Below are 18,657 nucleotides of genomic sequence, written 5' to 3'. Positions count from 1 at the left end.
GGGCTATTTTTAGTGAAATAGGCAATTTGACCGCATTAGAAACTATAGACTTTGCACTTAATAAATTTACTTCTATTCCAGCATCAATAGGTAGTCTGATCAAACTTAAAACATTAAATTTAAGTAGTAATGCATTAACCAATATTGATTCCAGTTTTTCTACTTTAAAATTAACGGATCTTAATTTTCAATACCAGAGTATTAGCATAGAAAGTATTGAACTTGGAGCAAATGAAATTGCTATCGATTTGCCATTACATTTAGTAACTGCATTAAATAATGAAGTAGTAACATTTGATGCCAAGAATGAATTTCAATTATTTGTTAACGGTATATATAAAAAAACCAGCTATTCGAACAATGGAAAACTAGTATTTACAAATATCAATTTGTTGAATTTAAAAGAAACAGATATCCTTAGAATATACCAAACCAAAGGGATAGCAGCCTATTCAAATATCAATTACGGCAAAGTAAGTTTTGGTAAGCCTTTAGTGAACGAAGAATTCGATATTTTAAAAAAGATATATGCATCAACCTTTGGAGCTTCCTGGACTAACAAATGGGATATTACAGAAAACAATCTCAATACCGTAAGTTGGTTTGGTGTCAGTATTAAGGACGGTCATGTCGTTTCTATTAATTTATTCAATAACAACTTATCGGGAGTTCTTCCGGCTGAAATTACAGGTTTAAAATATTTAAAAATAATAAATCTCAGTAATAATAAAATCGCTGGGAGCTTACCAAACAACCTTCATGTATTGACAGATTTAGAAGTTTTAGATCTAAATTCAAACTTGCTCTCAGGAGCCATACCTTCAAGAATAGCTGAATTGCAAAAATTAAAGAAATTTGCCATCGGGAATAACAAATTTAGTGGCTCTATTCCTTCTGCTTTATCTGATTTTATAGCATTGGAATATTTAGACTTATCAAGCAATAGCTTTGATAAAATAATAAAAAAAATCTATTATGACTATTCTAAAACATACATAGACTTACGAAATCAAATAATTAATTATGACATCAATTTAAATGTAGAAGGAAGTCAGCTGAAAGTTGACCTTAGTGACATTGTAAAATATGAATTAGAAAAAAACAATTTTGATGCAAAAAATAGTTTCGCATTATTAGTAAATAATGTCACTCACACCACCACAATCACAAATGATTTAGGCGAAATTATATTTAACAATGTGAGAATAGGTGAAATTCCATTAGGGGCAAAAATTACGATTCGGCAAACAACGGGTAGTTTTAGAAATACGGAATTCAATTTCAAAGGGATTGAAGATAAATCTAATGTGCCAGTGGTACAGCAAGAATACCTTGCATTAGTTGAGTTGTATAATCAATTAAACGGCTCTCAATGGACAAATAAATGGACGGTTACTACTAATAATTTGAATACTACCAAATGGTTTGGAGTAACAACGTATGATGGTCACATTGTTGCCATCAACTTGAGTACAAATAATGTCTCAGGAATAGTCCCAAATATATTTGACAAATTGCCCTATTTAACCAAATTAAATTTGTCTTCAAATAAACTCACTGGAATTGCTTCCACACTCCCTTCTACGATAGACTTTGCGTATGATAGACAATCAATTGATGTGGGCGATTTAGACCTAAATACGGCTACGGTAATTAATGATTTAAGTATAAACAGATACGATCATACCAAAAGGGGATTTTATAATCAAACGTATGATTTAAGAATTGGAAGTTTTTCAAGAACAGTAAATATGGCTGAAGAAGGTATCAAATTAATGGATATTATGACATTTTGGAAAGTGCCAATTGACCAAAAAATAGAATTAAGACAAATTTCAGGAAATGCTAAGAATAGTGTTGTTAATTTCAATCTAAAATATAAAATGGGTGACTCTAATCTTGATGGTAATTTGAATGTTTTGGATATTCAAACAGGAATTAACTATATTTTGGATAACTACAGTAACTACTTTAATTATAGTGCAACCGATGTTAATAATGACAATCAAATTAGTATTCTTGATATAATTGGCCAGGTAAAAATTATTCAAAATCAAGGCTCAAGACCTTCCAGTAATAGAAATTCTGCACCTAAAGATGTTGAACTTAAACCAGTTTTGAGCATTGAAAATGGAATGTTACTCATAGATACAAAAGGCAATGATGTTGCTAGTTTTGAGATTCTAATTAATAAAACAACAAAAGATGCCATTCAAGAATTAATTTCTGCTCAAGGATTTTCAGTCAATTTGAATGAAAAAGACAATCAAGTAAACATAATTGCCTATTCGTTCAATACTACTTTAAAAGGAAAAATAATAGTAGCAAAAATCAACGAAATTGCTCCACAAATAGAATCGGCTATTTTGTCTGATAGAAATGCTGTTGAAATACCTAATGAAATTATTGGAACTACTCTAGAAACTCATTCTATAGAAATCGTAGAGCCATCAAAAATATATAACGTCCCAAATCCATTCAACGATGAGACTACGATTGAATTTTTCTCCAACAATGCTGCAAAAGCAACATTTAGTGTTTATGATATTAGCGGTAGAAAAGTTTTGGAAACAACATTAGGTCATCTTGTTAACGGACAAAACCATTATAAATTTAACAGAAATAAATTACCTTCAGGAGTCTACCTTTATACTATTGATTCTGAAAATAATAGTGCACCCTTAAAAGGTAAAATGACTGTAAATTAAAATAACTAATAAAAAAACAACCATGAAATTTATTAAATTCATACTATTACTTTTATCATTTGTCTCAACAGTATATGGACAAAATAGCATCATTATTAAGGACCTAGATGCTGGTCCTGGAGATACCGCTAAAATCATCATTAGACTTGAAAACACAAACAAGGTTTCGGGTTTGCAGTTTAAAATAAAGGTGCCAACCGAATTATTAGTCAATGACAAAGAAGTCCGATTTATTGGAAGAAATACCAATCACGTCATATATCCTAAAGCATTAGGAAATGGTGAATATTTATTCTTATGTTTTTCAGGAACCAATGATGATTTTACAGGACAAACTGGAGATTTAATTGAAATTCCTATTGAGATCCCATTAGGATATAGTACTGGACAAACCTATCCAATGGTTTTTACTCAGGCGATAGTAAGTTCTAGTGCAGGGCAAGATATTGGTAGCAATCCTAAAAACGGTATATTACGAATAGGTGAAGGTAAAAATCCTGATTTAAAAGTAGGGTCAATATCCGTATCACAAAATAACATTATTCCTGATACAACATGTTCCGTAAGTTGGGAAGTTCAAAACATTGGTCTATCAGCGGCAATTGGAGGCTGGAGAGAACAAATTTCTTTGGTTTCTCAGAGTACTGGCAAGAAATACATTATAGGCTATGCAGCTTTTGACGCAACTTTATTAGAAAACGGAACAATTACTAGAAATGCAGAAATTGATATTCCAGGAATTATAGGATTTGACGGTAATGTAAAAATTGAAGTAGCTTTGATTACAAATTCAGGTGTTAGAGAACCTGATAATGCAAAAGGTAACAATACTGCACTTTCTGCAGTAAATGCTAATTTATTAAGAAGATTGATTTTTACTATTGATAGAAGTGAAATTTTAGAAAACTCTCAAGATCAATTAAGAATTAATTTGGCTAGAAGTGGAGATATTAGTACCGATGAAACTTTTACTATTTCTTCAGATAACAATAGTCTGTTCAATTTACCTGCAACAATTAAAATCAATAAAGACGAATCGTCAAATTTTTGGTTTATAAAACCAATAAACAATTCTACTTATTTAGGAGATACTACAATTACATTAGTTGCAAAAGGAAATACCTATAGTGACGAAAATGTAAGCTTTAATTTGTTAGATGATGAAAATGTAATTCTTAGTTTAGACTATCCGCAAAATTATTCATCAGCAATAGGAAGTAAAATAGTTTTTACACTTACTTCAAATTTTTCTAAAAATAAAGATCAAATAATATATATCTCTACAGACAAATCTAAAAGATTGCAATTACCATCACAGGTAATATTATTAGCTGGCAATAAAAATATTACGTTCGAAGGTGCTGTTTTAGATACACAGAAAATAGAAAAGACAGAAATTGTAAATGTTTTTGCAAAAGCAGAAGGGTATACATCTGCCGACAAAGAGATTACATTAAATTCTATAAACATTCCTAACTTCACATTAAGTATAAGTCCAAACAAAATCTCAGAAGGAGATGGAATTAAAGCCTCCTATGGAACCCTAAAAAGAACCAATCAGATTGATAAAAAAGTGGTCGTACAAATTAGTGCTGATCAAGAAGAACAATTAATTTTGCCTACTGAAATTTTATTTGATAAAGGACAATCTGAAAAAATATTCAATATTGGTGTCGTAAATAATGCTGTGGTGGAAGGAGAACGAACCATATCATTACGCTCTCAAATCAAATTTGATGAATGTTCTTGTATTGATAGTAGTGATTTAAATACTATTATTATGCAAGACATTACTATTTTAGATAATGATGGACTGGCTTTGATAACAACACTTTCTCCCTCTACCATTAAAGCAGGTGCCATCAATAACAAACTTATCATTTCAAGGAACACAAGTAATCCAATAATTCTGCAAAATCCGGTTGTAGTAACCTTAACTAGTGATTCGCCAAATATTATTGAGTTGCCAAATACAGTTACCATACCTGCTAATAAAAAAGAAGTTGAATTAGTATTCAATACTAAAATTGACCCCAATCAAGATGGAGACCAAAACATTAGGATTCAAGCAGAAGCTTTAAATTATAGTAATGGATTTGGTTGGATATTAGTTTCTAACCAAAATAAACCAGATGCTTCAATCTCAAAAATAACAACAAACAACAGTATAGAAGCAGGTACAAAAATACCATTGCGTACTTTTATTCAAAATCAAGGAAATACGAGCTTCCCTGCAGGTTATAAAATAGATTATTATTTATCTAAAACTGAAAATCGTAGTGGCATAAAACCCTTTGCATCCTCTATAGTGAATAAGGCTATAGCAATAAATACAACCTATGAATATACAGAAGACATTCAACTACCCAATTTTTCAGGTGATTATTATCTAATAACTGTAGTAAATGCAGATTATTCTATTGGCGAATTGACATACGAAAACAATCAAAATCAGTTACTGATTAAAATTTTACCCTCTTATACGGTTGCCATAACACTGAGTAAAAAAGTGTATAAAACAAGTGAGATTGTTAAAGTTCTTGGAATCGCAAAAAGGGCATCAAACAATCCTGTTCCTAATGCCGCTATTGCATTAACAATCAAAAATGAAGAGTTTGAAAGAAGCTACGATACGAAAACAGATGCGAATGGGACTTTCAGTTTTGAATACGTACCCTTAGCAAATGAAAGTGGATCTTATACAGTAACAGCAGCCTTCCCGGGTGAAGAAATTGTACCTCAAGAAAGTTTTGAATTATTAGGTTTTGAAATTTTAGACAAACCCCAATACATCAAATGGGAAACTTTGGTTGGTGAGCCTTTAGGCAAAGAGTTTGTTCTGAAAAATAAAACCAATACCAAATTAACAGATGTCAAAATTCAGCTGCCTGCTGATGCGGATTTCACAATTGATCAAAATCCAGTAGATATTGAAGCAGGAGCAACTATAAATTTCCCGTACAAAATAGTATCAACTATAGCTTCCAAAGAATTAAAATACTCTGAATATAAAATGGTCATACGCTCTAACGAAGGAGCCGAATACAGTGAGCAGGTGTATTACTATTGTAAGAATCAAGTAGCTAAATTAGTGGCTAACCCCATTACAATAAACACCACTATGGTAAAAGATCAAACCCGACTTTATGAATTTACTGTTAAAAATGTGGGAGCTGTCGATGCTGAAAATGTAGAGGTGCTATTGCCAGAGTTGGGATGGTTGCGATTAAATTCACAAAAAGTAATCGAAAGAATTAAATCTAACGAAGAAATTAAAATAGTATTAGAGTTCCAACCTACCGTAAAAGAGCAAGTTAATGTGCCTATTTCAGGTAATTTTGTTATAAAACATAAAGCAGGCGATTGGTTGTCTGTACCTTTCAGGCTGGAAACCGTATCTGAATCTACTGGAAAATTAATTATAGATGCAACTGATGAGTTTACTTATAATACCGTAAGTGCCCCGCATCTAAAGGGGGCAAAAGTGGTTATTAAGCACCCTTTTACAGGAGAGATAATTGCTGAAGGGCTTACCAACGAATTGGGTTTATTTGAAGTGCCAAAAATTAAGGAAGGGTGGTATGTTGTTGATATTTCAGCAGAGAAGCATAATCCTTATCAAAACAATATATTGGTTGACCCAGGCAAGGACACAAAAGTTACTGCTTTTCTTCCTTACAAGGCGGTAACTTATTCTTGGGATGTCAAGCCAACAGAGATACTTGATGAATACGAGATTAAATTGGACGTGAAGTTTGAAACTAATGTTCCCATACCTGTAATTGTAATGGAGGTCGATAATCCAAAATTAGATTTAAATGTTGGGGAATCAAGAATGACTTATATTACTGTAACCAATCATGGTTTAATTGCCGCACAAAAAGTAAGTATCAGTGCAGAAGAAATAAATGGGTACACTATTAAACCCCTAATAACTTTCCTCGATGAATTGAATGCAAAATCAGCAATTACCATACCTGTATTAATGAAAAATACCGGAAACCCAAACAGAACAGTTCAAACAAATAATGTTATACCTTGCGTTGTATCAGTTGCTTTAAATGCTTTTTACGTTTGTGATGGCGAGAAAGCATTATCTGCTTATACTAATTATATAAACGAAAATTGTCGTGCGGTAGGTGGCGGTGGAATCGTCATTAATCCTCCTACTACAGATGGAGGTCCTGGAGGTCCTGGAGGTGGTGGTTCTGGAGAGGAAGGTTGTCGGTGTGGTTTTGCTGCATTTGGAGTCTTATCTTCAATACTTCCAAATATGTGTGATCCTTGTTTGAAAAAACTTTTAGAAGCCAATTCTAATGGCAAAGACACTCTACAAGAAGCTGCAGTGCTGTTAGCAAATCCAGCAACTACTTTTATTGGTGCTGTAAATTCTGTTGTAGGAGCATACGAATTTGGTGATTCATTAGGTGAAGCGATTAATGAATGCATAATTAACCCATTAGTTTGGGGAAATTCACCAGGTTTGGCACGTGCAAGTGCTAAAGTATCAAATAGTTTAGCATTTTCAAATAGTTCTCCTTCAACAAATGGAGCTTGGGATTTAATCTCTGAAGATTTCAAAAAAATCACAGATGCCATTACCGCAAACAATAATCTGATTTCTGAATATATTAAAAATACTGATTTAGAAAATAATTTTTCGGATTTAAATTTATTTATTAATCAAGTAAACAATATAGTTGTTAATCAATTGACATTTACACCAGCCGATATTTTGACAATTAATGAAAGTTTAAAAAACACCTCAGTTACGGCATCTTATATTGACAGTTTTACTTCTAGGTGGAACAATACCGTCGAAGCATGGAACGCAGGCATTCTTTCGCCAAATGCTCAATATCCTGATATAATCGATAAAATAAAAATTGATGAATATAAAAAAATAAAAGAAGAACTTCAACCCTACGCATTCAAAAGAGGATTTGTTTCTGTATTAGACATGTATACTTCTAATATAAAATTTATAGATGAATTTATAAAAGAAAAAAGTGAAGATACTTCAAGTGTTTGTGCCTCTGTAACCATAGAGTTCCCACAAAAGCTAACGATGACACGCCAGGCATTTGAAGGAACCCTTAAAATTAATAATGGCAGTTCAAAAGCGATAAACGACATCAATTTAGATTTGGTGGTTAAAGATGAAAATGGGGAAAATAAAACTCATTTCTTTCAAATCAACAAAGAAGCTTTCCTTAACGGAACAGGAAGTGTAAATCCTGATTCGAACGGGCAGGGTTTGGTAACTTTTATCCCAACCAAAGAAGCTGCTCCTGAGGTAAAAAAATCCTATTCTTTTGGTGGAGTCCTTTCCTATTTTGATCCTGAGGTTAACGAAAGAGTTAGCATAACCCTTAATCCGGTTACCTTAGAAGTAAATCCTAGTCCAGATTTGGTGTTGCATTATTTTATGCAAAGAGATATTTTGGGAGATGATGCACTAACGGATGATATAGTAGAGCCTTCTATACCTGCAGAATTATCATTAATGATCAAAAACGATGGCTTTGGATTGGCTAAAAATGTGAATGTAGAATCTATGCAACCTAAAATTATTGAAAATGAAAAAGGGTTATTAATTAACTTTAATATGATAGGAAGTAACTTCAATAATGAACCGAGACAGCTTGGATTACTGAATGTTAATTTTGGGGATATTGAACCTAAAACAGCGGCGATTGGTCAATGGTTTTTTACCAGTTCTCTTATTGGTCACTTTGTTAAATATGATGTTAAGGTTAGTCATAAAAGTAGTTTTGGAAATGCTAATTTAAGTTTAATTAAAGGAGCCTATATACATGAACTCATTAAAAGTGTAAAAACGTACGGTATAAATAGTGATGCCATTTCAGATTTCTTAGTCAATGATGTTTCTGATGTATACGATACTCCAGACAGAATCTACTTATCAAATGGCAACGACGAAGAAGTGTCTAAGGCTGAAGCTGTTACGTTCTTAAACCAAATTAATGCTTCAACATTAACATCTAAAATAAAAATTAATCCTAGTACCACAGGATGGAATTATGGAAATATTTTAGATCCGTCAGCAAGCCAATACAATTTGGTTAAAGTGATACGTGATCGTGATAGTTTTGAGATTCCATTACAAAATTTCTGGCAAACTCAGGTAACACTAAAAGATGGTTTAAATCCTAAATATGAAAACAAATTGCATGTTCTAGATAAAATTTCAGGTATCGAAACCTATACTTTATATTTTAATCCTATAGATGGAAATATTCCTAAAGTGGTAACATTTGTAAATGCACCTGAGAAATATAATACGAAATCTATTGAACTTGTTACAGTGGAATTTAACAAGGAGATTGATTTTAATACGTTTACCAATGCAAACATTGAATTAATCCGTCAAGGTGTAACCTTACCAAACAATGATATTTTGATAGGTAAAATTAACGCAACTACTTTTTCTATAAATATTTCGGCACTTACCAAACAATCCGGATTTTATCAATTGACAGTAAAAGCGTTAGGTGTTAAAGATGTATTAGGAAACGAAGGTAAAGACGGAAAAAAAATAGATTGGCTACAGTTTGTTAATGAATTGGGAATTTTAAAATTTGAAACCGATCAGATAAAGAAACAACCCATTAATAGTATCAATATTATTTTCAACAAACCTATTCGTACAGAAGAATTTACTTCGGATAAAATAACCATTAATAATCTACCAGTAAACAATCTTACTATTCAAAAAATAGATGATTACAACTACACTATATCCGGAATTAATCCATTCAATAAAGATAATGGAAGCTATAGTATTGGAATAGATGTTACTAAGATTAAAACTATTGACGGCCTATCAGGACTTGCATTGCAAACCTATGATTGGATAGTAGATAATAATTTACCAAAAGTCGTGACCATTCAAACTTATAGTCAAGGAGGTGCTAATAATCAGAACATTACAGAACTAGAAATTGAATTGAATAGAAAATTGGTTTCAAAATTTGAAACTTCTGCTCTGCAATTTACCAAGAATGGTCAAAAAATTGATATTCCAGTGATTATTCAAAAAATTGATGATTTACATTATAAAATATTTGGGCTTGGAAGTTACACTGCTGATAATGGAACGTATCGCTTAACAATAGATCAATCGACTTTTAGGGATGAAAATGACAATTTTGGTGAAGGTATTGCAGATAATTCATGGACAGTGAGGTTAGCCGCTTTAAATGCTATTTCAAATGTAAAAGTAAGTCCAGATAGGGGTATTTCAGGGACAGATAATATTACTTCTGGAGCTGATATTCAATTAATGTATAAAACATTAGTAGCTAATATTACTGTTGAAGTCTATGAACTTTTGGGAACCAGTGAAGTATTAATTGATAAACAATTTAGAGATAAATCAGCAGAGTATAGTATTGCTCTTAAGGATAAGGTCGGGGCCAAAAAATTTAAAGTAGTTGCTTATGATGTTAATGGAAACAGGAGCAATGCTGAGATAGTATCAGCATTCATTGACTTTACAGATATAATAACAGAAATTCAACCAGTTAATGAAATAAGTAACGATTGTACAGATTTTGATTATGTCAATGTGAATTTTTCCGAGGATATTAAAGCAAACTCATTTTCTATTGATGCGATTACATTAAAATCATCGGGTGTCGTAATCCCAAAAAATGGTGTCATAGTAAAAAGAATAACCGATAAAAAATACACATTAGAAAATATTCAAAATTTGAATGATGGTTCGATTGTTTTAGAAATTGATAAAACAAAGATTAGTAAAAAGTGGAGTGGCTTGAATGGATTTTTAATTGAAAGTAAAGAAATTGGAAATTCAGCCAAATATCCGATAACAATTTCTGGTGACGAAAATCCTAATATGAAAGATATTTATACTTACACAGCCACTAATACTATGAATAAGTATGATTGGATTATTATAAACGGGGAAATTATATCGTCGACTGTAAATACGGTAACAGTAAAATGGAATAAACTGAACACGCAATCTTTAATTCTTAGATATCAAACTCCTTTAAATTGTACTTTAACCGCAACTAAAAACGTAATTGTAAAAGATAGTGCGCCAGAGCTATTAAGTTATCCTACACCAAATGTGTTTACTTTGGGAAGTTCAATTTCAAGCTTGTTTCCTACTGGCACTGGAAACATTGTCAGTTATAGTGTTTATCCTAATTTACCTTCTGGATTGTCTATAAATACAACTAATGGGGTAATTTCAGGAACTCCTACTACAATTTCTGGCACTTCTACTTATACGATAACCGCTTTAAGTGCTGGGGGTTCTATTACTTTTGATGTAGTTATCACGGTAAAAGATACTGCTCCAAGTGCGCTTTCATATAAAACTCCGAATGTGTTTACTAAGAATTCAATTATTGCTAATTTAAACCCTTCGGTTTCTGGAGGAACCATAATTAGCTATAGTATTTCCCCTAGTTTGCCAACTGGTTTATCAATCAATACTGCAACCGGTAGCATCTCAGGAACTCCTACTACAATTTCTAGCACCAAAACCTATACCGTAACTGCTAGTAACTCTGGAGGAAATTCATCTTTTGGTGTTGTAATAACGGTTAATGATATTGCTCCGAGTGCGCTGTCCTATAACACTCCGAATGTGTTTACTAAGAATTCAATTATTCCTAATTTAGACCCTTCGGTTTCTGGAGGAACCGTAATTAGTTATAGTATTTCCCCTAGTTTGCCATCTGGTTTATCATTCAATACTGTAACCGGTAGCATCTCAGGAACTCCTACTACAATTTCTAGCACCAAAACCTATACCGTAACTGCTAGTAACTCTGGAGGAAATTCTTCTTTTGGTGTGGTAATAACCGTTAATGATATTGCTCCGAGTGCGCTATCCTATAATTCTCCAAATATTTATATTAAAAACTCAATAATAGCACCATTATATCCTACATCATCTGGCGGTTTAATTTTAAGTTATAGTGTAAATCCAAGTTTGCCTAGTGGTCTCGTTTTAAATACTACTTCTGGAGTTATATCTGGAACGCCATCTGCTATTGTTAGTACAGCTACTTATACCGTAACTGCTGCCAACTCTGGGGGTTCTACTTCTTTTGGAGTAGTTATTACTATAAACGATATTACCCCTAATCTACTGAGTTATCCTACTCCAAATGTGTTTACTTTAGGAAGTTCAATTTCAAACTTGAATCCCACTGTTGCTGGCAAGGTAATCAGTTATAGTGTTTCTCCAAATTTACCATCTGGTCTATCATTAAATACGACAACTGGAAGTATTTCAGGAATTCCTACTGCAATTTCCACTACTTCTACTTATACAGTAACCGCGTTGATTTCTGGCGGTTCTATTACTTTTGGTGTAGTTATTACAGTAAATGATATTGCCCCTAGTGCACTGTCGTATAACACTCCGAATGTGTTTACTAAGAATTCAATTATAAATAATTTAAATCCTTCGGTATCGGGAGGAACCGTTATTAAATATAGTATTTCGCCAAGTTTGCCTTTAGGTTTATCATTCAATGCAGTAAATGGCAGCATTTCAGGAACTCCTATTGCAATTTCTAGCACCACAATCTATTCAGTAACTGCAATTAATTCTGGTGGTATTGCTTCATTTGATTTTGTTATTACGGTAAATGATAGTGCTCCGAGTGCACTGTCATATAATAATCCAAATGTATTTACTAAAAATTCAATTATTCCTAATCTAAACCCTTCGGTTTCTGGAGGAACTGTAATTAGCTATAGTATTTCGCCTAGTTTACCTTCTGGTTTATCATTTAATCCAGCAACAGGAAGTATTACGGGTATTCCTACTACAATTGCTAGTACCGCAACCTATACCGTAATTGCTTCTAATTCTGGAGGGAATTCTTCTTTTGGTGTAGTTATAACTGTTAATGATGAAACACTTGATATTGATTCCAATATTAATGTTGGTAAAAATCTTATTAGCCCAATACCTAATAAAGGGCAATTTACAATACATACAAATAGAGTTTTAAATGACTGTACATTAACTATTTTCGATCTAACTGGAAAACTAGTACATCAAGAAAGCCATGTTAATATAGAAACTAAAGTAAAAGATATAAATGTTAATTTGGCATCAGGCATGTATATTATGATGCTTTTTAACAAAGAAGAGAAGCTAAAGTTTAGGTTGTTAATCGAATGATAGGGAAGAACAGTTTTAAAAGTAAAAGAATAGTATCATAAACTAGATAGTATATGCTTGTAACAATTAGATGAAAAAGTAGAATCCGTGAAACTAAAAGGGGTGTTAATCACTTTCTTTATGCCTTTTATTTCAATACAAATAAAAGCGCTATTATTTATGGCTTTTATAAATATTAAAACAAATTATGAAAAAAACATTAATTAGTATTTTAGTTTTTAGTTGTTCATTAACTTTTGCTCAAGAAGTTAATAGGTCTATAACAAAGCATTCAATTTGGTCCTATATATTACCAGAAACTGAACATAGTGGCCCAATGGATGTTTCTGTTGATTTTGAATACTACTTTGTAAAAGAAACTTCAGGAGGTGATACTCATGTTAATATTAATTATAAATTAAAACTTACTTATACAGCAACTTTTGGAGCATTAAGATATAAGTATAAAAATAGAATTTATAGACAAGATGAAATGCATGGAACTGATGGTTTAAGCATGGTAGGGTTTGATAAAATTAAAATTACTTTAATAGATATTCAAATATCAGTTGATAATATTGGAAATTCGTTTAGTATGAATAGTTCATATGATAATGTATATAATATTGGCAGTATATCTAAAGACTTAGATCTAAATCATTTAAACTTAAGTTTGGTTGGATCTCGAGCCAATAGAATTAATTTCGATGACTCTTTTGAATTGACTGCTAGGATTGATAAAATGGAAAAGCTAATGAAAGATAGGGATAATTATAAAGAGTTAATAAATAAAGCTGATATTTCGTTTAAATCAAAAAACTGGGAGGATGCAAAAGTTAATTATTCAAAAGCTTCCAAATTATTATACAATGATCCTTATCCTAAGGAGCAATTAGATAAAATTAAAGAAATTGAAAATGATGAAAAAGCAAATCAGAAATTGATTGATGAAAAAAAGGAAAGTTCTAGCAATAACACAGAAGCATCAAAGAATAACAAAAATACCACAACTGATAAAGCAGCTTCAAATGCATCCAAAAGCACTAATAATGCGGCATCAAATCAATCGAACTCCCCTAAAAAAAGCAACTCAAGAAATCCTAATATGGTTAATGGTATAGACCGATCAAAGCTTCCTAAATATGCTAAAGAAGCAACAACCGGAAAATATTACGAAAAAGACGAAGACAATAATTATCACGAAATTTCTTATGATGAATACACTCAAGCTAAGAAAAAAGAATCCGAAGGGAAACTAGCCGAGGCTAGGGCAAAAAAACAGCAACAAGACCAGGAATTGATAAAAAAAACAAAGGATGAACTTCAAGCTTCTACTAATAAATATTGGGCAGATGTTGAAGAGACCCAAAGAAAATCCGAAATATCCTATCAAAACTGGTTAACCAGTTACTATGCAGCAAAAGCTGTTGATGAAGCAAAAGGACAAATTCGCGATAATGCTAAGCTTTCAGGTAATTACACCAATGCGGCCGAACTGCAAGCAGATTACCGTCAAAAATATCAGGCGTTAACCCAAGGATATCAAACACTACAAGAGGCAAATACTCAAAAAAATCAAGCTAATTTGAATATCTACAATCAAAACACAGATGAAAACGGTAGAATTATTGGACAATTTGCTACTGATGTGTCCAACTATGTTGGGCAAATGCAAGCGGAAGCAGCAGAAAGAAAAGCCAAAAAAGAACTCAGAGAGCAAAGAGAAGCCGCGGAATCCAGATTGATAAAATTACAAAAAGCAAACCTTCTTGAACTTAGAAAAAAATTCTTTTCACAGTTTCCAGATGGTGGTCTTCCGCTTTCTTCTCATCCCGTAAATTCGAATGAATTATACTTTTTTTCCTATGTTTTTAATCCAAATGCTATTAATGACAATTATCCAACAATCACCCTTAGCAATGTTTTTCCTATAGCCAAATATAATGATGGCACCTGGTTGTTCAAAAACCGATTGATAAGTGAATTAACTAAAACAGTAACGGGTTCTCCTATTACGCTTATGGGATATTATACGACTAGAGCAATGGCTGACGAAATGCGAAATGCATTTGTTACATTGGCCAATACCTCTAAAATGGGCATAACAGAGTTTCAGTATAAGGGAAAACCAGCCACTTCAGAATCTTCAACAAATGTTGATTACTGGGGCAATGGCACCATTGAGAATGGTAACCAGCACACTTCAAATACTAATGAGGACAATTCTTCACTCCAATCAGAAAAAATAGATTATTGGGGCAACCCTATAAACTCTGAAACTAAAAAAACACCCGTTAAAAAGCCAGCATCCAAGCCATCCCAAACTAATGCTAAAACAGATTTTTGGGGCAATCCAATTAAATAATAAACACATGAAAAAGCATCTATTTATTTTTAGTGTACTCTTTTTTTTAGCCACAAGTAGTAAGGCTCAAAACACTATTGCAAAAATAAAATACGAAGAAGCTGAGGAAGCTTTTGATAAAGAAAATTATGCCTTAGCATTAGAAAAGATTGAAGAGACAGAACAACTATTAAAAAACGTCAATCCTAAAACACTCTATTTAAAAATCATGGCCAAATATAAATTACTAAAAGATGATTACGCCATAATAAAAAGTTTGAAAGCAGATTGTAGATTTTATATGAATAAATACGAAACTATAGAAGCTGTTCAAGACAAATTTAGAGAAATCTATCAGATAAGTAGAGAAATAAAAAACATTTCAGATTCAGATGAAGCAATAAAGCAAGAGATTGAAAAGGGTAGGATAAAAAAAGAAAATATTAAAAATTTAATCCGTTATGCCGATACTTTATGTAAAAAATTCCAGTGTAAACTGGGTCTTAGTTATGACAATTTCATGGCTCAAAACGAAGTTCTTAGAAATTCAAACTTAAAAAGGGGAGATGAAAATAATAATATTTCCGGGATGCCACTTTTTTATTTTTTTGTAGAAAATTTATACTCAAGAAAAGAACGAAAAAAAGATTTCGTAATATCAGCAGCAGTAAATAAAGATAATGCAGTTGTAATGTATAGTGTTTCTACAGGCCCTACAAATAAACCTTATGAATATTGTTTATCAATTTATAATTATTTTAAAAAAGCATTAAACCAATATGATAAAAAATATATTATTGAAGGTAAAGAAGTATTTGGTTGGCAACGAATTATTGTTAGGGTGCCTAATTCTACTGAAGATACTTCCATTAATTTTTATATTGTATTAGAATATCATCAGGAATATGGTACGGTGGCAATTAGTTTTTTAAATAACGAAAAACTTGTCGATGGATATTTACAATAAACATAGAAAATATGAAACATATACTACTAACATTTACGGTTCTACTAATTTCTAATTATTCCTTTTCTCAAGGAAATTTAAAAGCAAAAATAGAGTATGAAAACGCTGAACAAGCGTTTGCAGAAGAAAAGTATGAGGATGCGTTAACTAGCTTATTAGAAGTTGAAAATTTGCTTCAAAAATGGACGCCTAATGTGTCTTTCTTAAAAATACAGGCATTAGACAAAACATTCGACTACACTAATGTCAAAGACAAAAAAACTATAATGTTGATTGCAGAAGTAGAAAAATACATGAATTTCTCGGAAAAAAATGAGGATGCCATTGTTCCTGATAAATTCAAAACAGTATATGAAATAGAACAAAAAGTTAAGCCACTACTACAAATTCAGAAATGGGAACAAATGCCCGACTACATAAAAGGCAATGAAGAATACAAAAAAGAAAAACATTTGCTTGCTATAGAATGGTTTAAAAAAGCATCTAATTTAGGCAATGGACTAGCCGATGATAGGATTGCGGGTATATATGAAATGGGATTTACGGTAGAAAAAGACATTAGTAGTGCTTTAAAATGGTACAAGTTGGGTGCTCAAAAAGGATGTGCTTTAGCAGCATATAACATAGGTTATATATATTATAAAGGCAAAGAGGTGGCGATAGATTATCTTGAAGCAATGAAGTGGTTTAAATTGGCTTCGAAAAACGGACACACTGAAGCAATAAATAAAATTGGGGTTATGTATTCTGATGGTAAAGGAGTTTCTAAGGATAATACAGAAGCCATGAAATGGTATCGTAAAGGTGCGGATTTGGGATATGATACTTCTATATTGAATATAGGATGGTTATACTACCACGGAAATGGAGTTCCAAAAAATAATATTGAAGCTTCAAAATGGTTCGGTATGGCTTGTGAGAAAAATTCTTCTCGAGGCTGTTTAGAAATCGGCAAGTTGTATCATTATGGTGAAGGTGTAGGAATAGATTACAAACTAGCTTACGATTTTTATAATAAGGCTGTAGAGCTAGATTCAACCAACAAAGATGCTTGGGTATATGCAGGATTGCTTTTTGAAGGTGGACTTGGTAGGGATAAAAGTGCAGGGGCGGCTATGGAATGTTATAAAAAAGCTATTGAAAATGGAGATACTTGGTCATTATACAAAGTTGGTAAAATTTACAAAGACTATAATTTTAAAGATGTGAGTGCAGAAAAAGAAGCTGTCCGGTATTTAACAGCTGCAGCAGATAAAGGGCATACAGAGGCTATGGATTTACTGGTAGAAATTTATGCGTATGGAGACAGGAGTGTAAAAAGAGATAGGAAACTGGAAAAAGAATGGAGTCAAAAATCAGAAGCAGCTAAAATGTCAAAATAAAGTTCTTTCATCCGCTTCAAGGAATTGAGTAATATGTGAAACCTGAATGCTCTGATTTTTTCACTCTAGTATATAAACATAGGAATAAGGAATAAGGAACCAAAATAAATTAACATCAACCCGTCAGTTAGAATTATTAAAATAAAACGATAGCTTATTCTAGAATTTATGGTTATTGTTTGAAACCTTTTGTTGGCGGGCAGCTTAAAATAAAAACAGACAAAATATGAATATCAAAGAACTTAAAAATAGAGCAGACTTTTCTAACGATGAAAAACTGAATAGAACGTATGCGCAATTTGGTGAACTTCTTAACGAATTAAAGAAAAAGGAGTTGAGTCAAGACATTTACAAATTAATAAACGAAAGTGTTGACACATTAAATGTAACAACTCTTAATGGTACTCAATTGACTAAACTGTTAAAACAAAAACAAACAGCAATTTTGAAACAAGTAGAAAAAACACACAAAATAGTGCCTAAAAATTATTACAGAAATTTATGGATGTTATTAGGGATGAGCGCATTTGGCCTACCAATTGGTGCTGCAATAGGTTCTGTTTCTGGAAATATGGGTGTTTTAGGTGCTGGTCTACCAATAGGAATGGGAATCGGAATTGCAGTTGGAATGTCGATGGACAAAAAAGCAATAAATGAGGGACGACAACTTGATATTGAGATTAAAAATTGATTCACATAATTAATGCCAAGCTTCAAATCGCTATACTATTTAAAAAATGGAGTCCAGAAACCACTAAAAAACGAAGCGTAACCGAAAAGCTAAACGAGTAGGAAAATAGTAAAATATTAAATTATGAAAATTTCATCAAAAGTGTATCAAAATGTAGCGATTGCTTTTATTGTTTTAAGTTTTTGCTTAATAGCTTTAAAGTTTAGTAATTATTTAGAAGCCTATCCTAGTCTAAATTCAGAATTAAAACCTGTTGGTATCTCACTTGTTTTTTTAAGTATGGGATTTTCTGCTGTTGCAAAAAGAAAGAAAGCAAATGAATCAAAGAATAATTAATAATAATTAAATAAAACGATTAAGGAAAAAGCTTTCAATAAGCCGACACGAG

Annotated in this window: 7 protein-coding genes; all 7 read left to right on the top strand. The window is 32.1% G+C overall.

Annotated features, from left to right (window positions below):
* The coding region (locus ACFQ0S_RS00465; RefSeq protein ID WP_379819037.1) for a T9SS type A sorting domain-containing protein at positions 1 to 2,708 on the top strand (2,708 nt) is incomplete at its 5' end.
* A gap of 22 nt (positions 2,709 to 2,730) precedes the next feature.
* Positions 2,731 to 12,906, top strand: coding sequence for a putative Ig domain-containing protein (locus ACFQ0S_RS00460; protein WP_379754946.1), 10,176 nt, complete (start codon positions 2,731 to 2,733; stop codon positions 12,904 to 12,906).
* Between the two features lie 187 nt (positions 12,907 to 13,093).
* Positions 13,094 to 15,250: a hypothetical protein gene (locus tag ACFQ0S_RS00455; protein ID WP_379754949.1), complete on the top strand. Its 2,157-nt coding sequence runs from the start codon at positions 13,094 to 13,096 to the stop codon at positions 15,248 to 15,250.
* A gap of 7 nt (positions 15,251 to 15,257) precedes the next feature.
* Entirely contained in the window at positions 15,258 to 16,196 is a 939-nt protein-coding gene (locus ACFQ0S_RS00450) for a hypothetical protein (RefSeq protein ID WP_379754952.1), read from the top strand.
* Between the two features lie 11 nt (positions 16,197 to 16,207).
* A complete protein-coding gene (locus ACFQ0S_RS00445) occupies positions 16,208 to 17,578 on the top strand; it encodes a tetratricopeptide repeat protein (protein WP_379754955.1) in 1,371 nt (456 codons plus the stop codon).
* Positions 17,579 to 17,804: 226 nt separating this feature from the next.
* Positions 17,805 to 18,269 (top strand): hypothetical protein, encoded by a 465-nt coding sequence (locus ACFQ0S_RS00440; protein WP_379754958.1) that lies wholly within the window; start codon positions 17,805 to 17,807, stop codon positions 18,267 to 18,269.
* Between the two features lie 123 nt (positions 18,270 to 18,392).
* Complete coding sequence (locus ACFQ0S_RS00435; RefSeq protein ID WP_379754961.1) at positions 18,393 to 18,605, top strand: hypothetical protein; 213 nt, start codon at positions 18,393 to 18,395, stop codon at positions 18,603 to 18,605.
* The last annotated feature ends 52 nt before the right edge of the window (positions 18,606 to 18,657 follow it).

It is taken from the genome of Flavobacterium myungsuense (genome assembly GCF_042677265.1).
Lineage (GTDB): Bacteria > Bacteroidota > Bacteroidia > Flavobacteriales > Flavobacteriaceae > Flavobacterium > Flavobacterium myungsuense.
The sequence above is the reverse complement of the archived record's forward strand: the minus strand, read 5'-3'. Positions and strand labels throughout refer to the sequence as shown.

Coding starts and splice junctions, on each gene's coding strand:
- ACFQ0S_RS00460 (WP_379754946.1), top strand. CDS start 2,731: ATGAAATTTATTAAATTCATACTATTACTTTTATCATTTGTCTCAACA.
- ACFQ0S_RS00435 (WP_379754961.1), top strand. CDS start 18,393: ATGAAAATTTCATCAAAAGTGTATCAAAATGTAGCGATTGCTTTTATT.
- ACFQ0S_RS00440 (WP_379754958.1), top strand. CDS start 17,805: ATGAATATCAAAGAACTTAAAAATAGAGCAGACTTTTCTAACGATGAA.
- ACFQ0S_RS00445 (WP_379754955.1), top strand. CDS start 16,208: ATGAAACATATACTACTAACATTTACGGTTCTACTAATTTCTAATTAT.
- ACFQ0S_RS00455 (WP_379754949.1), top strand. CDS start 13,094: ATGAAAAAAACATTAATTAGTATTTTAGTTTTTAGTTGTTCATTAACT.
- ACFQ0S_RS00450 (WP_379754952.1), top strand. CDS start 15,258: ATGAAAAAGCATCTATTTATTTTTAGTGTACTCTTTTTTTTAGCCACA.